The organism is Rhodococcus sp. NPDC060090 (assembly GCF_042729855.1).
Classification (GTDB): domain Bacteria; phylum Actinomycetota; class Actinomycetes; order Mycobacteriales; family Mycobacteriaceae; genus Rhodococcus.
Map to the genome: position 1 here is coordinate 198,151 of NZ_JBHWXB010000006.1, position 16,631 is coordinate 214,781.

Annotated in this window: 16 protein-coding genes; 4 read left to right on the forward strand and 12 right to left on the reverse strand. The window is 67.7% G+C overall.

The window, feature by feature from the left end:
- Nucleotides 1-25: 25 nt before the first annotated feature.
- The 4 genes from ACFWCF_RS10625 to ACFWCF_RS10640 form a co-directional block, all read right to left on the reverse strand.
- A complete protein-coding gene (locus ACFWCF_RS10625) occupies nucleotides 26-904 on the reverse strand; it encodes a lysophospholipid acyltransferase family protein (RefSeq protein ID WP_378560684.1) in 879 nt (292 codons plus the stop codon).
- The gene (locus tag ACFWCF_RS10630) at nucleotides 901-1,764 is read right to left on the reverse strand and encodes a GNAT family N-acetyltransferase (protein ID WP_378560687.1); all 864 of its coding nucleotides are present in this window, start codon (nucleotides 1,762-1,764) and stop codon (nucleotides 901-903) included. The genes ACFWCF_RS10625 and ACFWCF_RS10630 overlap by 4 nt, the downstream gene beginning before the upstream one ends.
- A 132-nt stretch (nucleotides 1,765-1,896) precedes the next feature.
- Nucleotides 1,897-2,853: an electron transfer flavoprotein subunit alpha/FixB family protein gene (locus ACFWCF_RS10635; RefSeq protein ID WP_378490984.1), complete on the reverse strand. Its 957-nt coding sequence runs from the start codon at nucleotides 2,851-2,853 to the stop codon at nucleotides 1,897-1,899.
- 48 nt (nucleotides 2,854-2,901) lie between these two features.
- Complete coding sequence (locus ACFWCF_RS10640) at nucleotides 2,902-3,687, reverse strand: electron transfer flavoprotein subunit beta/FixA family protein (protein WP_378560690.1); 786 nt, start codon at nucleotides 3,685-3,687, stop codon at nucleotides 2,902-2,904.
- A gap of 175 nt (nucleotides 3,688-3,862) precedes the next feature.
- Between ACFWCF_RS10640 and ACFWCF_RS10645 the strand changes: the two genes are divergently transcribed.
- The 3 genes from ACFWCF_RS10645 to ACFWCF_RS10655 are packed head-to-tail and all read left to right on the forward strand — an operon-like array spanning nucleotide 3,863 to nucleotide 7,514.
- Entirely contained in the window at nucleotides 3,863-4,696 is an 834-nt protein-coding gene (locus ACFWCF_RS10645) for a class I SAM-dependent methyltransferase (protein WP_378560876.1), read from the forward strand.
- Nucleotides 4,697-4,722: 26 nt separating this feature from the next.
- Complete coding sequence (locus ACFWCF_RS10650) at nucleotides 4,723-6,246, forward strand: 1,4-alpha-glucan branching protein domain-containing protein (RefSeq protein WP_378491014.1); 1,524 nt, start codon at nucleotides 4,723-4,725, stop codon at nucleotides 6,244-6,246.
- A 20-nt stretch (nucleotides 6,247-6,266) separates the two neighbouring features.
- Nucleotides 6,267-7,514 (forward strand): glycosyltransferase family 4 protein, encoded by a 1,248-nt coding sequence (locus tag ACFWCF_RS10655; protein WP_378560879.1) that lies wholly within the window; start codon nucleotides 6,267-6,269, stop codon nucleotides 7,512-7,514.
- Nucleotide 7,515: 1 nt separating this feature from the next.
- Here the strand turns inward: ACFWCF_RS10655 and ACFWCF_RS10660 are convergent, their stop codons facing one another.
- From ACFWCF_RS10660 to ACFWCF_RS10670, 3 genes are read right to left on the reverse strand one after another with little or no spacing between them, the layout of a single operon-like run.
- On the reverse strand, nucleotides 7,516-8,070 hold the full coding sequence (locus tag ACFWCF_RS10660; RefSeq protein ID WP_378560693.1) for a GNAT family N-acetyltransferase: 555 nt from the start codon (nucleotides 8,068-8,070) through the stop codon (nucleotides 7,516-7,518).
- A gap of 36 nt (nucleotides 8,071-8,106) precedes the next feature.
- Complete coding sequence (locus ACFWCF_RS10665) at nucleotides 8,107-9,612, reverse strand: amidase (protein ID WP_378560696.1); 1,506 nt, start codon at nucleotides 9,610-9,612, stop codon at nucleotides 8,107-8,109.
- A 23-nt stretch (nucleotides 9,613-9,635) separates the two neighbouring features.
- A complete protein-coding gene (locus tag ACFWCF_RS10670) occupies nucleotides 9,636-10,400 on the reverse strand; it encodes an acyltransferase (RefSeq protein ID WP_378490980.1) in 765 nt (254 codons plus the stop codon).
- A 117-nt stretch (nucleotides 10,401-10,517) separates the two neighbouring features.
- On the opposite strand from ACFWCF_RS10670, the gene ACFWCF_RS10675 reads away from it, so the two are divergent.
- The gene (locus tag ACFWCF_RS10675) at nucleotides 10,518-11,834 is read left to right on the forward strand and encodes a PQQ-binding-like beta-propeller repeat protein (protein WP_378560699.1); all 1,317 of its coding nucleotides are present in this window, start codon (nucleotides 10,518-10,520) and stop codon (nucleotides 11,832-11,834) included.
- Between the two features lie 9 nt (nucleotides 11,835-11,843).
- Here the strand turns inward: ACFWCF_RS10675 and ACFWCF_RS10680 are convergent, their stop codons facing one another.
- The 5 genes from ACFWCF_RS10680 to ACFWCF_RS10700 all read right to left on the reverse strand — a co-directional run bounded on the left by ACFWCF_RS10680 (nucleotide 11,844) and on the right by ACFWCF_RS10700 (nucleotide 16,591).
- Complete coding sequence (locus ACFWCF_RS10680) at nucleotides 11,844-13,001, reverse strand: class I SAM-dependent methyltransferase (RefSeq protein WP_378560702.1); 1,158 nt, start codon at nucleotides 12,999-13,001, stop codon at nucleotides 11,844-11,846.
- Nucleotides 13,002-13,979: a class I SAM-dependent methyltransferase gene (locus ACFWCF_RS10685; protein ID WP_378490977.1), complete on the reverse strand. Its 978-nt coding sequence runs from the start codon at nucleotides 13,977-13,979 to the stop codon at nucleotides 13,002-13,004.
- A 52-nt stretch (nucleotides 13,980-14,031) separates the two neighbouring features.
- On the reverse strand, nucleotides 14,032-14,811 hold the full coding sequence (locus ACFWCF_RS10690) for an enoyl-CoA hydratase-related protein (RefSeq protein WP_378490976.1): 780 nt from the start codon (nucleotides 14,809-14,811) through the stop codon (nucleotides 14,032-14,034).
- Between the two features lie 66 nt (nucleotides 14,812-14,877).
- Entirely contained in the window at nucleotides 14,878-15,714 is an 837-nt protein-coding gene (locus ACFWCF_RS10695; protein WP_378560705.1) for an NUDIX hydrolase, read from the reverse strand.
- A gap of 43 nt (nucleotides 15,715-15,757) precedes the next feature.
- Nucleotides 15,758-16,591, reverse strand: a complete 834-nt coding sequence (locus ACFWCF_RS10700; RefSeq protein ID WP_378490974.1) for an ABC transporter ATP-binding protein — start codon at nucleotides 16,589-16,591, stop codon at nucleotides 15,758-15,760.
- Nucleotides 16,592-16,631: the final 40 nt, after the last annotated feature.

The following is a 16,631-nucleotide window of genomic DNA, read 5'->3' on the forward strand; positions in this document are numbered from 1 at the left end:
GGGTCCGCTGGGGTGAGCGTCGGGGTCACCCGGGTGACGGTGCGCTCACCTCCGGAAGCCGGGTCGGCGCCGCCGCCGGACCCACATGCCGGACGGCTACTCCTTCGGTCGACCTCGCCGCCCGCTCACACCGTGCAGCGAGGTCGCGACGATCGGTACCCGGCCACTCGAGCGGGGCGAGAGTCACCGACGCGACCAACCCTCGCGAACGCACGAGCCTGGCTATCGACGCCCCGATCGCTTCCTCACCGACGAATGCCGGACCGGTAGTCCGAACACCGGTGTGATCGAGGTAGGCGAACCCGATGGGCTGCACCGGGCATTCCGCATCTATCGCTGCCTCGAACAGTGCTGAGCGGAAGCCACCGTAGGCACGGCCACACCAGGTCGTCCCTTCGGGAAAGACTGCGACGCGCTCGCCTTCCTTCAACCGTGTCCGGACGGTATCGACCACTCCGGGCAGAGCACGCAGGCGTTCACGTTCGATCGGGATCACTCGCATCCGCCGCGCCAGCGATCCGAGCGTGCCCCGGTCGAGCAGATCGGCGCGCGCCACGAATCCCGCAGGGGCCACGGCCATGATCACCAGCACATCGATCCATGACACGTGGGGAGCCACAACGAGGAGCCCTCCGTCGTATCCGCGACGGTCGCGTAGGTCGGTGACGGCGATCCTCATCCCCACGCACCGGAGCAGACCCCGGGCACCCGCGCGCAGCAGGGCCTCCCGCGCCGGGACGGGAACGCGCCGGGCCGCGACGAGGATCGGCGCGCAGGCGAGGATGGCCACGACGGTGAGGACGCGCATGGCGACCGTCGGCCACGCGACCCGGGGCGACGTCGAGGGGAGGCAGCCGTCGCCACACGGGCTCGCGGGCATCCATGCGTGCGAGCGCGTGGTCATGCCGGAACCGCGGTTCCGCTCGGAGCCGTCTCGCCGCTCACCGCTTCGCTACTCTCGGCAGCGCCGCGCAGGCGCTCCAGGTAGCGCGTGTTCGCGTCGTGCAGGCTCAGCATCGCGACGAAGTCCGCGACCCCGAATTCGGGGTCGTGGGCAGGTTCACCACAGATCCGAGCACCGAGCCGCAGGTATCCGCGCATGAGAGGCGGAACGACGAGCCGCGCGGGCCGCGCGATTTCGTCGAGGCATCTGCCGTCGACCACCACCGGGTTCAGCGGGCGGACCTGCCGTTCCTGCTCGATACCGTGGCGCGCGAGCACCATGTCGCGGACGCCGCGGACGTCGACTCCCGCAGTATCGCCGGGCTGCATCCGCATCGGCACCGATACACAGCCGATGACCCGATCGTGGCCGGTCAGTTCCAGGTAGCGCAAGATTCCGGCCCACATGAGGGTCAGGACGGAGCCGGAGCGGTGCGCCGAATCGACGCACGCGCGACCCATCTCCACAGCACGCAGACCGTGGGGGTCGAGTGCCGAGAGGTCGAACTCGGTGTCCGTGTAATAGCCACCGGCCGCGAGCGCCGCGCTCGGCGACAACATCCGGTAGCAGCCGACGAGTTCGCCGGTACCGATCTCGTGTGCGAGCAGATGGTCGCAGAATTCGTCGAACGGGTCGGCGTCGAGGTCGCTTCCGTCCGCGGGGAGTGTGAAGCCGGGCTCGGTGGCGAACACCCGGCGGCGCAGCCGCTGCGCTGCTTCCCTGTGGTGTGCCTCGGTGGAGATGCTCAGGGAGTATCGCGGGCCGGACAGCACCGGAACCGTGAATTCTCGTGTGTGTGACAGCACCGCTGATGTGGTCATGCTGCAGGTGTAGCGCGGCGGTGCGGCACCACGGCAGCGATGCGGTGTCTCGTTCGTGAACAGGGTGGAACAACCGCGCGGCCCCACCCCGGAAGTCCGGAATGGGGCCGCGCGGAGTACGCGAAGGGCCGATCAGCCCTTGTGCTTCTTGACTGCCTCGGTGAGCTGCGGTGCGACGTTGAACAGGTCGCCCACGACGCCGTAGTCCGCGATCTCGAAGATCGGGGCCTCTTCGTCCTTGTTGACCGCGATGATGGTCTTCGAGGTCTGCATGCCTGCGCGGTGCTGGATGGCACCGGAGATGCCGAGCGCGACGTACAGCTGCGGCGAGACGGTCTTGCCCGTCTGACCGACCTGGAACTGGCCCGGGTAGTAGCCGGAGTCCACGGCGGCGCGGGATGCGCCGACTGCTGCACCGAGCGAGTCTGCGAGCTCCTCGACGACCGAGAACTTGTCGGCGCTGCCGACACCGCGGCCACCGGAAACGACGATCGACGCCTCGGTGAGCTCCGGGCGGTCGCCACCGGCGACGGGCTCACGCGAGGTGACCTTGACGGCGTTCTCTTCCTGCGCCGGAACCTCGACGTCGACGCGTTCCGCGGCACCGGCCTGCGGTGCGGCCTCGATGGCACCCGGGCGAACCGAGACGACCGGAACCTCACCGTTGGCCTTGGCGTCGACGGTGAACGCGCCACCGAAGATCGAGTGGACGGCCGAGCCGTCGCTCTTGACGTCGACGACATCGACGAGCAGGCCCGAACCGATACGCGCGGCGAGACGGCCCGACACCTCCTTGCCCTCGACCGATGCTGCGGTGAGAACCGCTGCGGGGCTGGTGGACTCGACGAGGGCGGCGAGGACGTCGACCTTCGGGGTCACCAGGTAGCCGTCGATGACGTCGGACTCCGCTGCGTAGACCTTGGCGGCACCGGCCGCGGCGAGCGCGTCCTGCAGCTTGTCTGCGGTACCGGCGGGGCCTGCGACGACGGCGGACGGCTCACCGAGTGCGCGTGCAGCGGTGATGAGCTCGACGCTGACCTTCTTCAGTGCACCCTCGGCGTGCTCGACGAGCACAAGTACTTCTGCCATTGCTTGCTTCTCTCCCTAGATATGTCTGCTGTGTGCCGTGGGGCGCGATCAGATGATCTTGTGGCCGACCAGGTAGGTGGCGATCTGATTGCCGCCCTCGCCCTCGTCCGCGACGCGCTCACCCGCGGTACGCGGGGGCTTCGGTGTGACACCGGTCACGGTGCTGGCGGCGTTGGCGACACCGAAGATCTCGGGGTCGAGACCGATGTCGGCAAGCGTGAGGGTCTGTACTTCCTTCTTCTTCGCGGCCATGATGCCCTTGAAGGACGGGAAGCGCGGCTCGTTGATCTTCTCGGTGACCGAGATGATGGCAGGCAGTGGCGCCTCGATGCCGAAAAGGCCCTCGTCGGTCTCACGCTCGCCGGAAGCCTTGCCGTCGGCGATGGTCAGCTTGCGCAGGTGGGTCAGATGGGGCAGGCCCAGGTACTCGGCAATGATCGCCGGCACGGCGCCTACGCGGCCGTCGGTGGCCTCGTTACCTGCGATGACCAGCTCGACGCCCTCGATCTGACCGAGCGCGGCAGCAAGCGCGTACGAGGTCTGGATGGCGTCCGATCCGTGGAGAGCGGGATCGTTGAGGTGGATGGCCTTGTCTGCACCCATCGACAGCGCCTTGCGGATCGCATCGGTAGCGCGGTCGGGACCTGCCGTGAGGACAGTCACCTCGCCGCCGTCGCGCTCCTTGACGAGCAGGGCTTCTTCGACGGCCCGCTCGTTGATCTCGTCGAGCACGGCATCGGCTGCTTCACGGTCGAGGGTGAAGTCGCCGTCGGTGAGCTTGCGCTCGGACCACGTGTCGGGGACCTGCTTGATCAAAACGACGATGTTCGTCATGGGTCTACGTCGACCTCCTGTGTGTAGCTGCTTCGGATCGGAGCGGCGATGCCTGAACCGACTACTCGTGCCTGTCGCACGGCGTGTGCGATAGATTACCAAACGCTAAGTTACCCAGTGGTAACTTAGCGAATTTCCCGGTTCACCATAACCGCAGACGAGGAGCGAGATGGCTGTGATCTGGACCACCGAGGCCGACGCCACAGGCAGTGGGTCTACTCTCGGGGCGGTGAGCGACTCCACCGTCCGCGCCGACGGCGCGCAACAGCTGCCACTGACCGGCGAACGGACCGTCCCCGGCATCGCCGAGGAGAACTACTGGTTCCGCCGCCACGAGGTGGTCTACCGCGACCTGCTGCATCGATGCACCGACCGCACCGTCCTCGAGGCAGGCGCGGGCGAGGGCTACGGAGCCGACATGATCGCCAACGTCGCCACGCGAGTCATCGGACTCGACTACGACGAGAGCGCGGTCGCCCACATCCGCGCCCGATACCCGCGAGTCGACATCCGCCAGGGCAATCTCGCAGAACTTCCCTTGGATGACGCGTCCGTCGACACGGTGGTGAATTTCCAAGTCATCGAACATCTCTGGGACCAAGCACAATTCCTCCGGGAGTGCCACCGCGTCCTTGCCCCCGGGGGCGAACTGCTCATCAGCACCCCCAATCGCATCACCTTCTCCCCCGGACGCGACACCCCGCTCAACCCGTTCCACACCCGCGAACTGAACGCTTCCGAACTCACCGAACTCCTCGTCGATGCGGGATTCCGGGTCGAGCTCGTCACCGGCGTCCACCACGGCTCCACGCTGCGTGCACTCGACGCCAAGTACGGCGGTTCGTTCATCGACGCACAGATCGAGCGTGCCCTCGCGGGCGAACCGTGGCCCGATGCGCTGACTTCCGACGTCGCGGCCATCACCTCCGACGACTTCGCTCTCTTCCCCGAGAACATCGACGACAGCCTCGACCTGGTCGCGATCGCGGTGAAAGATCCCGCGCCGTGACCTCCGAATCGACACGCGAACCGGGGATGTTCGCACTGGTCCTGCACTCCCACCTCCCGTGGCTCGCGAACCACGGGAGGTGGCCGGTCGGCGAAGAATGGTTGTATCAGTCCTGGGCCGCGACCTACCTGCCCGTCGTCGACGTCCTGAACCGCCTCGCCGACGAGGGGCGCACGCGGCTGCTGACCCTCGGCATCACGCCCGTGCTCGCCGCGCAGCTCGACGATCCTCACAGCCTCACCGGTATGCACCACTGGCTCGGCAACTGGAAGCTGCGTGCACACGAGGCCGCCGGAATGACAGAACCGTCCTATCGCGCACTCGGTGCCCGTGAGCATCGGGCCGCCGACCGGGCACTCGAAACCTTCGAAACCCAGTGGCGGCACGGCGGATCGCCCGTCATCCGCACCCTCATCGATGCCGACACCATCGAACTGCTCGGCGGACCGCTCGCGCATCCGTTCCAACCGTTGCTCGATCCCCGACTGCGCGCGTTCTCGCTGTCCGAAGGACTCGCGGACGCTCACCAGCGATGGCATCACACTCCGCGTGGAATCTGGGGACCCGAATGCGGATTCACCCCGGGCATGGAGAAAGGTTACGCCGCGGCGGGTGTCGAGCATTTCATGGTCGACGGCCCGGCCCTGCACGGCGACACCGCACTCGGGCGCACCGTCCACGAGTCGGACGTGGTGTGTTTCGGCCGCGACCTGAAGGTCTCGTACCGAGTGTGGTCCCCGAAGTCCGGATACCCGGGTCATTCCGCATACCGCGACTTCCACACCTATTGCCACGACACGGGGCTCAAGCCCGCGCGGGTCACCGGACGCACCGTCGCATCGGAGGACAAGGCCCCGTACGACCCCGACCTCGCGTCGGCGGCGCTCGATCGGCACGTCGCCGATTTCGTCGACACCGTACGCGGGCGCCTACGTAGCGAATCGACCCGCATCGGGCGCGACGCTCTCGTCGTCGCCGCGTTCGACACCGAACTGTTCGGGCACTGGTGGTACGAGGGGCCGATCTTCCTCGAACGCCTGCTGCGGGCGCTACCCGAGGCGGGAATCGAGGTCGGCACGCTCTCGGACGCACGCGACCGCGGATTCGTCGGCGGACCGGTGGAGCTCGAGGACTCGTCGTGGGGTTCGGGCAAGGACTGGCGCGTGTGGGCCGGCGATCAGGTCGCCGATCTCGTCCAGCTCGACGACGAGGTCGTCGCCACCGCACTCGACACCATCGACAAGTCCCGCGAGGCACTCGGATCGAGTGCACCGATCCTGCGCAACCGGGTGCACGACCAGATTCTGCGCGAAGCACTGATGACCGTCTCGAGCGACTGGGCATTCATGGTCAGCAAGGACACCGCGGCGGGCTATGCACGCGACCGCGCCCACAAGCACGCCCACGCGACACGCGAGATCGCTGCCGCGGTCGCCGCCGGCCGAGACGCAGCAGCGACACAACTCGCCGACGCGTGGAACCGAGCCGACAATCTGTTTCCCGGGCTCGACGCACGGCGTCTTCCCGGACGACACGGAGGCCCCCTGTGACATCGACGATTGCCCCGCGTCTGAAGATCCTTCTGGTGTCCTGGGAGTACCCCCCGGTCGTGGTGGGTGGGCTCGGCAGGCACGTCCATCATCTGGCCACCGAGCTCTCCGCCGCTGGGCACGAGGTGGTGGTGCTGTCGCGGCGCCCCACCGGTACCGACGCATCGACCCACCCGACCAGCACCCACATCACCGAGGGTGTTCTCGTCGTCGCGGTCGCCGAAGACGTGCCGCACTTCGAGTTCGGCACGGATATGCTCGCCTGGACCCTCGCGATGGGACATGCGATGGTTCGCGCCGGCGTCGGGCTCAGCCGCGGCGGAATCGGCGACGGCTGGTACCCCGACGTCGTGCACGCACATGATTGGCTCGTTGCGCATCCGGCGATCGCACTCGCCGAATTCTTCGATGTCCCACTTGTTTCCACTCTCCACGCCACCGAAGCGGGCCGCCACAGCGGATGGCTGTCGGGTCGCATCAACCGGCAGGTGCACTCGGTCGAGTGGTGGCTGGCGAACGAATCGGATGCGCTCATCACGTGTTCGGCATCCATGCGCGACGAAGTCACCGAGCTGTACGGCCCCACGCTGCCCAAGATCTCGGTCATCCGCAACGGCATCGACATCACCACCTGGTCGTACCGAGAACGGCAACCCCGGGCCGTGTCCGCACAACTGCTGTACGTCGGCCGACTCGAGTACGAGAAGGGTGTGCAGGACGCGATCGCGGCGTTGCCGAAGATCCGGCGCTCGCATCCGGGCACCACGCTCGTCGTCGCGGGTGAGGGTACCCAGTTCGAGTGGCTTCGCGAACAGGCCCGCCTGCACAGGGTCGCAAGATCGGTGACCTTCGTGGGCAACCTCGACCACACCGAACTGCTCGGATGGCTGCACGGCGCCGACGCCATCGTCCTGCCGAGCCGCTACGAACCGTTCGGGATCATCGCCCTCGAAGCGGCGGCAGCGGGAATCCCGCTCGTCACATCGACCGCGGGTGGTCTCGGTGAAGCCGTGGTCGACGGAGCGACAGGACTGTCGTTCCAGCCAGGCGATGTCGCAGGGCTGGTGTCTGCGGTACGCGAGACCCTCGACGATCCTGCCGCAGCCCAGGATCGGGCGCGTGCGGCCCGCGAACGACTCACCGACGACTTCGACTGGGGCGTGGTCGCCGAGGAGACCGTCCAGGTCTATGCCGCTGCGAAACGCCGGGTCCGGCACCCGATGGCCCGGCCGGCGATCCCGCAGCGTCCCCTGCCGGACCGCGGCTGAACTACCGGACGTCCTCGTCGATGCACAGATCCTTGCGGTACCTGTCGACCTCGCACGGCACGGCGAGCATCTCCACGAGCTCCGGGTGCGCCGCATCTATGGGGGCGGTGCCAACCGGCCGATAGCCGACCGCGGCGTACCACTGCGCGAGGAACTGCTTCGGCGGCAACTCGACGTCGCGGGGGCGGATGACCTCGAGTTGCATCACGCCGCAGCCCGCCGCTGCACACCGCTGCTCGGCGAAACGCACCAGTCTGCGGCCGATGCCGAGACCGCGGAAGCGAGGCGGGGTGGCGAGCATCCCGAACTCCGCCGTGTGCTCGTCGAGTCGGACCACCCGGATACACCCGACGAGTGTGTCGCCGAGCCATGCCGCGACGATCTCACCGGCGCGGATCATCCCGTCGATCTCGGAGACACTCGTGCGCATCGTTCCGCTCACCCACATGCCGTCCTCCGCGACGGCGTAGACGGAGTTCACGATGTCGGCGACCGCAGCGCACACTTCGGGCCCGTCACCGGCGGCCAATTCGGTGATGCGCACCGCATCGCTCATCGTCCCTGTCATCACACCCCTGCTCGTCGTCCGGGCCTACTTCGACGACACATCCGGCGCAGGCAACAACGGCGGCTGCTTGTCGAACCACGGCCTGGCCTGTTCGAGTTCACCGGCGAGCGAGAGCAGCAGCGCCTCACCGCCGAGCGGTGCAACGAACTGCACTCCCAGCGGCACCCCCTCAGCGGTCCAGTGCAGGGGAACCGAGATCGCCGGGCGTCCCGTGATATTCGCGAGTTGCGTGTAGGGGGTGCGGCCGAGGTTGTCGTCGATCACCTTGTCGATCAACCCGCCCCAGCGCGCGAGTCGCCCCAACCGCGCCGTCATGAGTACCGATCCGAGTGTCCGCATCCACGTGGGTGTGGTCAGCTCACCGACCCGCGCCGGCGGATACGCCAGCGTAGGGGTGAGCAACAAATCGTAGCGCTCGTGGAACGCGGACAGGTCGCGGACGTAGTCGGCCCATCGAGCATGTGCAGCAAGGTAGTCCGGGGCCGATACCGACCGGCCGAGCGCGGCCATGATCCGGGTGTCGAACTCGAAGCCGTCCGATCCACACCCGGTACGCCGGCGAGTATCGTCGACTTCGAGGGCAAGCGATGCGAACCACATCGTCAGAAAGTCGGCAGCGAGACGACGCTCGTCGATTCCGGTGTCGGCCGGTTCGACCCGGTGGCCGAGCTCGTCGAGCAAGACCACCGCACGCTCGACCGCCGCGACGGCTTCGGGGTCGACGCCGGTACCGATCGGAGAGGCGGTTGCGTAGCCGATCCGCAGTCGACGCGGTGGCGTATTTGCCTCCGCGGCATAGGAACTCGAGACACGATCTACCGAATACGGTGCCGCCGGGTACGGACCCGCCATCACGTCGAGCATCGCGGCCGAGTCGCGTACCGTCCGGCTGATCACACCGTTGGAGACCGCGCCATGCAACGGCTCCCCACCGACCGGCCCCGTGGGCACCACACCTCGACCGGGTTTGAGACCGACCAGACCGCAGCATGCCGCCGGGATACGGATGGAGCCACCTCCGTCGTTCGCACCCGCCACCGGAACGACACCGGCGGCCACGGCCGCCGCGGAACCACCCGAAGAACCGCCGGGGGTGAGCGCACGATTCCACGGATTACGGGTTATGCCACCCGATTCCGGCTCGGTGATACCCTTCGCACCGAACTCGGGCGTGTTGGTCTTGCCGAAGATGACGAGACCTGCGTCGACCCAGCGGTCCACCACCACAGCGTTCTGCGCAACCGGAAGATCGGCGAGGGCTCGGGAGCCGCTCCCGGTGGGCGTTCCGATCACATCCTGCAGGAGGTCCTTGACCAGGAAGGGCACGCCCGCGAACGGCCCCGTCAGCGGGCCGTCCGCGCGTACCCGGGCCCGATCGTCGAGTCGCTGCACGACCGTGTTCAAGATCGGGTCGACGGCGTCCAGGCGCGCGAGCGCCGTGTCGAGCAACTCGACCGGCGATACTTCGCCCCGGGCCACGAGTCCCGCGAGCCCCACCGCGTCGTAGCGGCGATACTCGGCATACTCCACCGTCGTGTCCTTCCAGAGGCCCGTCAGGGTGCAGTGTTCGCGTCGACGGGCGGGTCGCCCGCCTTCTTGCGTGCGATGTCCTCGAGTGCCGCGACATAGGCCGCGCGGTCGGCCGCGCCTGCCTCCCAGGCGTCCTTGCGATTCTTCACGACCCGGGCAGGGGACCCGACGGCGATGCCGTAGTCGGGGACATCGCCCTTGACGACAGCGTGGGCACCGAGCACGCACCCTCGACCGACCCGGGTACCGCGCAGCACAGAGACCTTCGCCGCGATCCAGGTGTCGGGGCCGATCCGGACGGGGCTCTTCACGATGCCCTGGTCCTTGATCGGGTAGGTGATGTCCTCGGTGCGATGGTCGAAGTCGCAGATGTAACACCAGTCGGCGACCAGAGTCGACGCGCCGATCTCGATATCGAGGTAGGTGTTCACCACATTGTCCTTGCCGAATACGACCTTGTCGCCGATGCGCAGGGATCCTTCGTGGCACCGGATGGCGTTGCCGTCGCCGATGTGGACCCATTTACCGATCTCGAGTCGCGCCAGTTCCGGTGTCGCGTGGATCTCCACATTCTTGCCCAGGAACACCATCCCGCGCAGCACGACGTGTGGATTCGCAAGCTTGAACTTCGCCAGCCGGTAGTACCGTACGAGGTACCACGGGGTGTACGCCTTGTTCGACATCACCCACCGCAGCGAGGACGGTGTCAGAAATCGGGCCTGGTCCGGATCGCGACGCCGCGAACCACGCCACCTGGTGCTCAACGGTGCACCCCACATGCTCGTCATGGCACGCAAGCCTACGGTGTCAGAACACACAGCCTACGGTCTGCCTCGCCCGGAGCGTGAAACACCCGGCCCGATACGCTGGCGACTCGAATCCGAAAGTCGTGAAGGAGTTGAGCGATGCGGGGTGCCCGGCGGGCTGCGGTGCTGACGGCAACGGCAGCACTTGCGTTGAGCGGGTGCGGTGGCGGTAGCGGCGATACCGATGGACCGTACTCGGCGGGCGCATGGCCCGGACGCCATTCGGATGCGCGCAACAGCAACACGACCGTCAGCGAGGGTCTCGACGATGTCACGTCGTCGTGGACGCGGGCGACCGGCAGCGCTGTCGGGTCACCGCCAACGGTGGCACCGAACGGCCAGATCACCATCACCTCGGCCACGGACGCCGGCTGCAACATCTTCTCGTACCAGATGGACAACGGGCGCAAGCGCTGGTGCACTCGTCTCGGTCCCGGGGTTGCGGACATCAGCCCGGTGGCCGACAACGTCGCCAACGTCTACGTCGGCGAGGCCGGTGGTCTGTTCTCGTTCAACGAGCACGGTCAGCGCCGCTGGCGGATCCCGGTGAGCGGCACTCCCCGCACGGCACAGTTCGCCGGCGACGGAAGCCTCGTCGTGGTCACACATTTCGGCCAGGTCAACATCGTCGATCCGCAGACCGGGATGCTCCGTGCGCCCCTGTTCGATCTGGTTCCGATCCCCACGATCGCCGACGGCACCGACATCCCCCGCCTGGACCCCGACCACGGACTGGTCGGTTGTTTCGGCGGCTCCCCCGACTGCCCCGTCGCCACCACCCCCGCCATCGACCAGGACACCGGCCGGATCTTCACGACGGTGTGGCGTTCCGGCGCCGACCGCGCGGCACTGGTCGCCTTGCGGTACCCGGGCGGCGACAACCCCGTGGTCACCGAGGAGTGGTCGAACGTCGATCTTCCGGGCGGCGCGACCACAAGTCCCGTGCTCTCGTCCGACGCCACGACCGTGTACATCCACGACGGCGAGGGCGCGTTGTGGGCCGTCGACGCCGAGACCGGACGGCCCCGCTGGAGTCACGACCTCGGATACACCCCCGCGACCGGCCCTGCCGTCACCGAGGACGGGCTGCTCGTCGTGTCGGCCGGTGGCCCATCGGGCGCGCTGTTCGCACTGCGCGACACGGGCGACGGCGTCGAGTCCGCATGGGAGCGCGATGATGTCCGGCAGGCCGGTGTCCCGGCGCTGACGGCGAACGGTCGCGGCTACACGGTTGTCCAGGACGACAGCGGCCTCACAGCGCTGGTGTTCGATGTAGCCGACGGACGGACCCTCGACGAAGAGACACTTCCCGAGACGACCGGATTCTCGGTGGGAACGGCGGTCGGGCCCGACGGCCAGCTGATCGCCACCACCGTCCGGGGAGAGATCCACGTGCTGGACGGACCCGAGGACTGAGCACGCCTGTCAGCGGCTCGCTTCACACACGAACGCCACAGGTGTGCGGCCGACGCGGGTGAGCACCACGCTCAGCGCGCGGTTGCCGCGCAGCTTCAATCGGGGACGTAGCTGCGCGGGGTCGACGTCGACCCCGCGCACGAGGATCTCCGCCGAACCGCACTCGAGGCGGGTCAGAATCTGCCGCAGATTCTTCTCCGAGTACTTCAGCTGTTCGAGGATCCGGAAGCCGCGCACGCCGTCGGGAAGTGCGTCGCCGGTGAGATAGGCGATGCGCGGGTCGAGTTGCCACAGTCCGTGTGCGGCCGCATAGTGCCGGACAAGGCCCGCGCGTACGATCGCGCCGTCCGGGTCGATGATCCACTCCCCCGGCGCCTGCTCCGGGATGTCGTCGTCCATCGCGTCGGTGACCTCGACGGCCGTCCCACCCGACCTCAGGACTGTGGCGCGACGGCGGATCCCTGGTTCGCTCAGGCCGGGTGAATAGAGACAGGCCTCCCGTACACCCGAGTCGAGCGAGACGATCTCGACCTCGCCGTCCCAGCCGAGCTTGTCGAAGTCGAGGCCCGGAGCGCACTTCACAGCCAGATCGCGGCCGGAGTAGACGGCGAGGAGGTCGGGCAGCGGCGGCTGCAGTGCGGCCGGATCGTGAGTGCGCCGGCCGCCGGAGCGTCGCGCCGGATCGGCGATCACGGTGGTTCCGCGTGTCACCGGCCGCAATGCGTCGGCTCGCACCACGTGGGCGGCGGGAACGTTGTGGACCGCCATCGCGAGGCGCACCTCGTCGAGGTCGCTTCCCACCACGGTGGTGGCCACACCGACCAATGCGGCCAGTTCGGCGCCCACCGAACAGGTCACGTCGTGGACCTGCCGACCCGCGAGCCGGTGCGCCCGATGAGCGGCGACGGGGGAGGGAGTCGCCTGCTGCACCGCGTCGTCGGTCAGCAACCATCCTCCGGCGCCCTCGAGCTTGGCTGCGGCCTTGCGACGCGCCCGCACAGTCTCGACGAGCGATGCCGCACGGTCACCGAAACGCGTACGCGCCCAACCGATATCGGAGAGGTGCGTACGCGTCGACAGTTCGCGGCCGTCGACAGCGGACAAGGCCGCGACGCCCGGATCCGACGCAAGATACCCCACGTCGGCGAGCGTGAACTCGTAGCCCAACTACTTGCCGGGCTTCACGCCGGTGATCATCACGTTGTAGAAGAAGCTGCGCGGCACGACGTGCTTGAGCACGTTCTCGTCGACCCAGCTCAGCGTCTTCCAGCCACCGAACGCGAACCTCGCCCAGTTCCAGCCCAGCTTCTCCTCGGGCACCGCGGCCTCGAACGTACGGACCGGCCACCCGAGCAACGCAGCGGCGAACTCTTCGCTCGACGCCTTGACCTCGACTGCGCCCGCCGACGCGGCGAGCTTCTCGAGGTCTGCGGGATCGAAGGTGTGCAGGTCGACGACCGCTTCGAGCGCCGCAGCGCGTGAGGACTCGTCGAGTTCGGTCTGCGGGCGACGCCAGTCGCTCAGGAACGGCAGCTTGGTGACGGTGGTGGTCGCCTCCCACGTGGCGCGACCGAGCCAGCGCGCGTAGAAGTTGCCGACGGTGCTCGGCTCACCCGCGAAGACGAAACGCCCGCCCGGCTTGAGCACGCGCAGCACCTCCCGCAGCGACTGCTCGACGTCGGGAATGTGGTGCAGCACCGCGTGCCCGACGACGAGGTCGAAGGTGTCGTCCTCGTACGGGATGGTTTCGGCGTCGGCCACCCGGCCGTCGACATCGAGGCCGAGGTGCTCCGCGTTGCGCAGTGCAACCTTGACCATGCCGGGCGACAGATCGGTGACCGACCCACTCGACGCGACCCCACCCTGCATCAGGTTCAGCAGGAAAAATCCCGTGCCACACCCGAGTTCGAGGGCGCGCTCGTACGGCAGCTGCTGCTCACCGGCGGCGAGGTCGAAGCGACCGCGCGCGTAGTCGATACAGCGTTCGTCGTAGGAGATCGACCACTTCTCGTCGTAGGTCTCGGCTTCCCAGTCGTGGTAGAGCACCTGGGCGAGCTTGGAGTCCTCGAGAGCAGCCGCAACCTGTTCGGCGGTGGCGTGCGGGTTCGGCGCGGGGTCGGTCCCGTCGGTCCTGCTTGCAGTCATGACGCAGATCCTACCCGGCAGTAAGCACTCGACAAGTGTCCCGTCCCGACGACTATTTTCCCAGGAATTCGGCCTTGCCCGGCCCGTTCTCGATGAACGACTGCATGCCGATCGTACGGTCCTCGGTGGCGAACAACCCGGCGAACACATGTTGCTCGATCTTCAGGCCGGTGTCGAGATCGGTATCGAGTCCCTGGTCGATCGCGGCCTTCGCTGCTGCGAGCGCACGGCTCGCGCCCGTGGCGAACTGCGAGGCCCACGTGCGTGCGGCGTCGTACACGGCGTCGGGGGCGACCACCTCGTCGACGAGCCCGATCGCAAGGGCTTCGTCGGCGCCGACGAAGCGACCGGTGAAGACGATGTCCTTGGCCTTCGAAGGCCCGACGAGACGTGCCAGACGCTGGGTTCCGCCGCCGCCAGGGATGATTCCGAGCAGCACTTCGGGGGTACCGACCTTGACGTTGTCGCCTGCGATACGGCGATCGGCGCCGAGTGCAAGCTCGAGGCCACCACCGAGTGCATACCCGGTGAGCGCTGCGACCGTCGGCTTCGGGATATCGGCAACCGAACCGAGGGCAGACTGCAGGTCATCGACGATCTTGCTCATCTGCACGAAGTTCAGGTCGGCCATCTCCTTGATGTCGGCGCCGGCGGCGAAGACCTTCTCACCGCCGTACACGATCACAGCCTTGACGTCGTCGCGCACGGTGGCTTCACGCGCGGCGTCCCGGATCTCCTCCTGGACCTGCCGGTTGAGGGCATTCATCGGAGGACGGTCCAGCCGGATCGTGCCGATGCCGTCGGAAACCTCGAGTGTCACGAATTCAGCCATGGCCTCAGCCTAGAGGTCCCCGGGTGCGCCGTCTCGACAAGGCCGAGGCAGTCTCGGCGAGCCGGGTCAGATGTCGTCGCGATTCGCCCAGGGGTGCGGGCCGCCGCCCTCGTAGTAGCCCTCGTCGCCGTCGAACGCGATATGGATCCCGGTGTCGGTCCTGCTCATGATGGGCGCGATGGTGGGGATCTCCGGTTCGCCCGCCAGGATCTCGGCGACCGTCGCGTATTTCGACAGATCGGTGAGCTGAGCCCACGTGGGAGGAAGCAGCACCGACCGACCGGACTTCCAGTGCGCGAGGGCTTCCGCCGGGGTCTGCCAGAGCACCTGTTCGGCCTCGCTGGTCGCGCCGTCCGCGTTCTGCCCTTCCGGGGCGGCAGCCACGAAGAAGTGCGTGTCGTAGCGTCGCCGCTCCCCGAGCGGAGTGATCCACCGCGCCCACGGGCGCAACAGGTCAGCGCGCAGAACGAGTCCTTCACGGGTGAGGAAATCGCTGAACGACAGCTCACGGCCCTCGAGTTGCCGACGCGCCTGCGCGTGCGGTGCGGTGTCGGCGAGCACCGAATCGGGGTCTCGGCCCGCGAGCAGGACACCGCACTCTTCGAATGTCTCGCGCACCGCGGCCAGCACAAGTGCCTGCGCCCGCGCCGGCGTGACATCGAAGCGCTTCGCCCACCACTCGACGTCCCGCCCGGTCCACCGCAGCGATGCTTCGCTGTCGCTGCGGTCGACCCCGCCGCCCGGGAACACGGTCATGCCACCCGCGAAGTCCATCCCCACGACACGTCGGAGGAGGAAGACTTCGATCCCCCGCACCGAGTCCCGGACGAGCATGACAGTGGAGGCATCCTTGACCGGCACGGACGCGGGATCGAAGGCACTTGCCGAGCGTTCGTCAACCATGCTCCGAGCGTAGTTGACCAGGCCGGCCCGAACCGTCCGGGTCTCACCCGCGGCGGTGCCGCCCCGGCTCACTCGTGCGGCGGGCGAAGAAGCGGTCGTCGACCTTGTCCAGAGTGATCGACTGACTGAATGCCGCGCTGAGGTTCTCCGCCGTGATCACATCCTCGATCAGTCCCTGCGCGACGACCCCGCCCTCTTTGAGGAGCATCGCGTGGGTGAATCCCGGCGGGATCTCTTCGACGTGGTGGGTGATCAGGACCGTCGCCGGAGCATCAGGGTCGGCGGCGAGTGTCGCGAGTCGTGCCACCAGCTCTTCACGCCCACCGAGGTCCAGGCCCGCGGCCGGTTCGTCGAGGAGCAGCAACTCGGGGTCGGTCATGAGGGCGCGGGCGATCAGCACCCGCTTGCGCTCCCCTTCGGAGAGCGTTCCGTAGGTGCGCTCGGCCAGGTGCTCGGCGCCGAGACCTTCGAGCATCTCCACCGCGCGGGCGTTGTCGACGGCGTCGTATTGCTCCCGCCACCGGCCGAGCACGCCGTACCCGGCGGAGATCACCAGATCGACGACCTTCTCGTCTCGGGGGACGCGGTTGGCGAGCGCGGACGATGACAGTCCGATGCGAGGTCGTAGCTCGGACAGGTCTGTGCGGCCGAAAGTCTCGGCCAGCACATGCGCGGTGCCGGACGTCGGGAAGTCCTCGGCAGCCGCGACACGCAGCAACGATGTCTTACCCGCGCCGTTCGGACCGAGCACCACCCAACGCTCGTCGAGTTCCACCTTCCAGGTCACGGGCCCGACGAGGACATTTCCGCCTCGCCGCACCACAACGTCTTCGAATTCGATGAGCAGATCGGGATCAGGTTGTGCCACGCCGTCCATCTTCGCTCACGCCCGGACTCGGGACACGGCAGGATCTCTT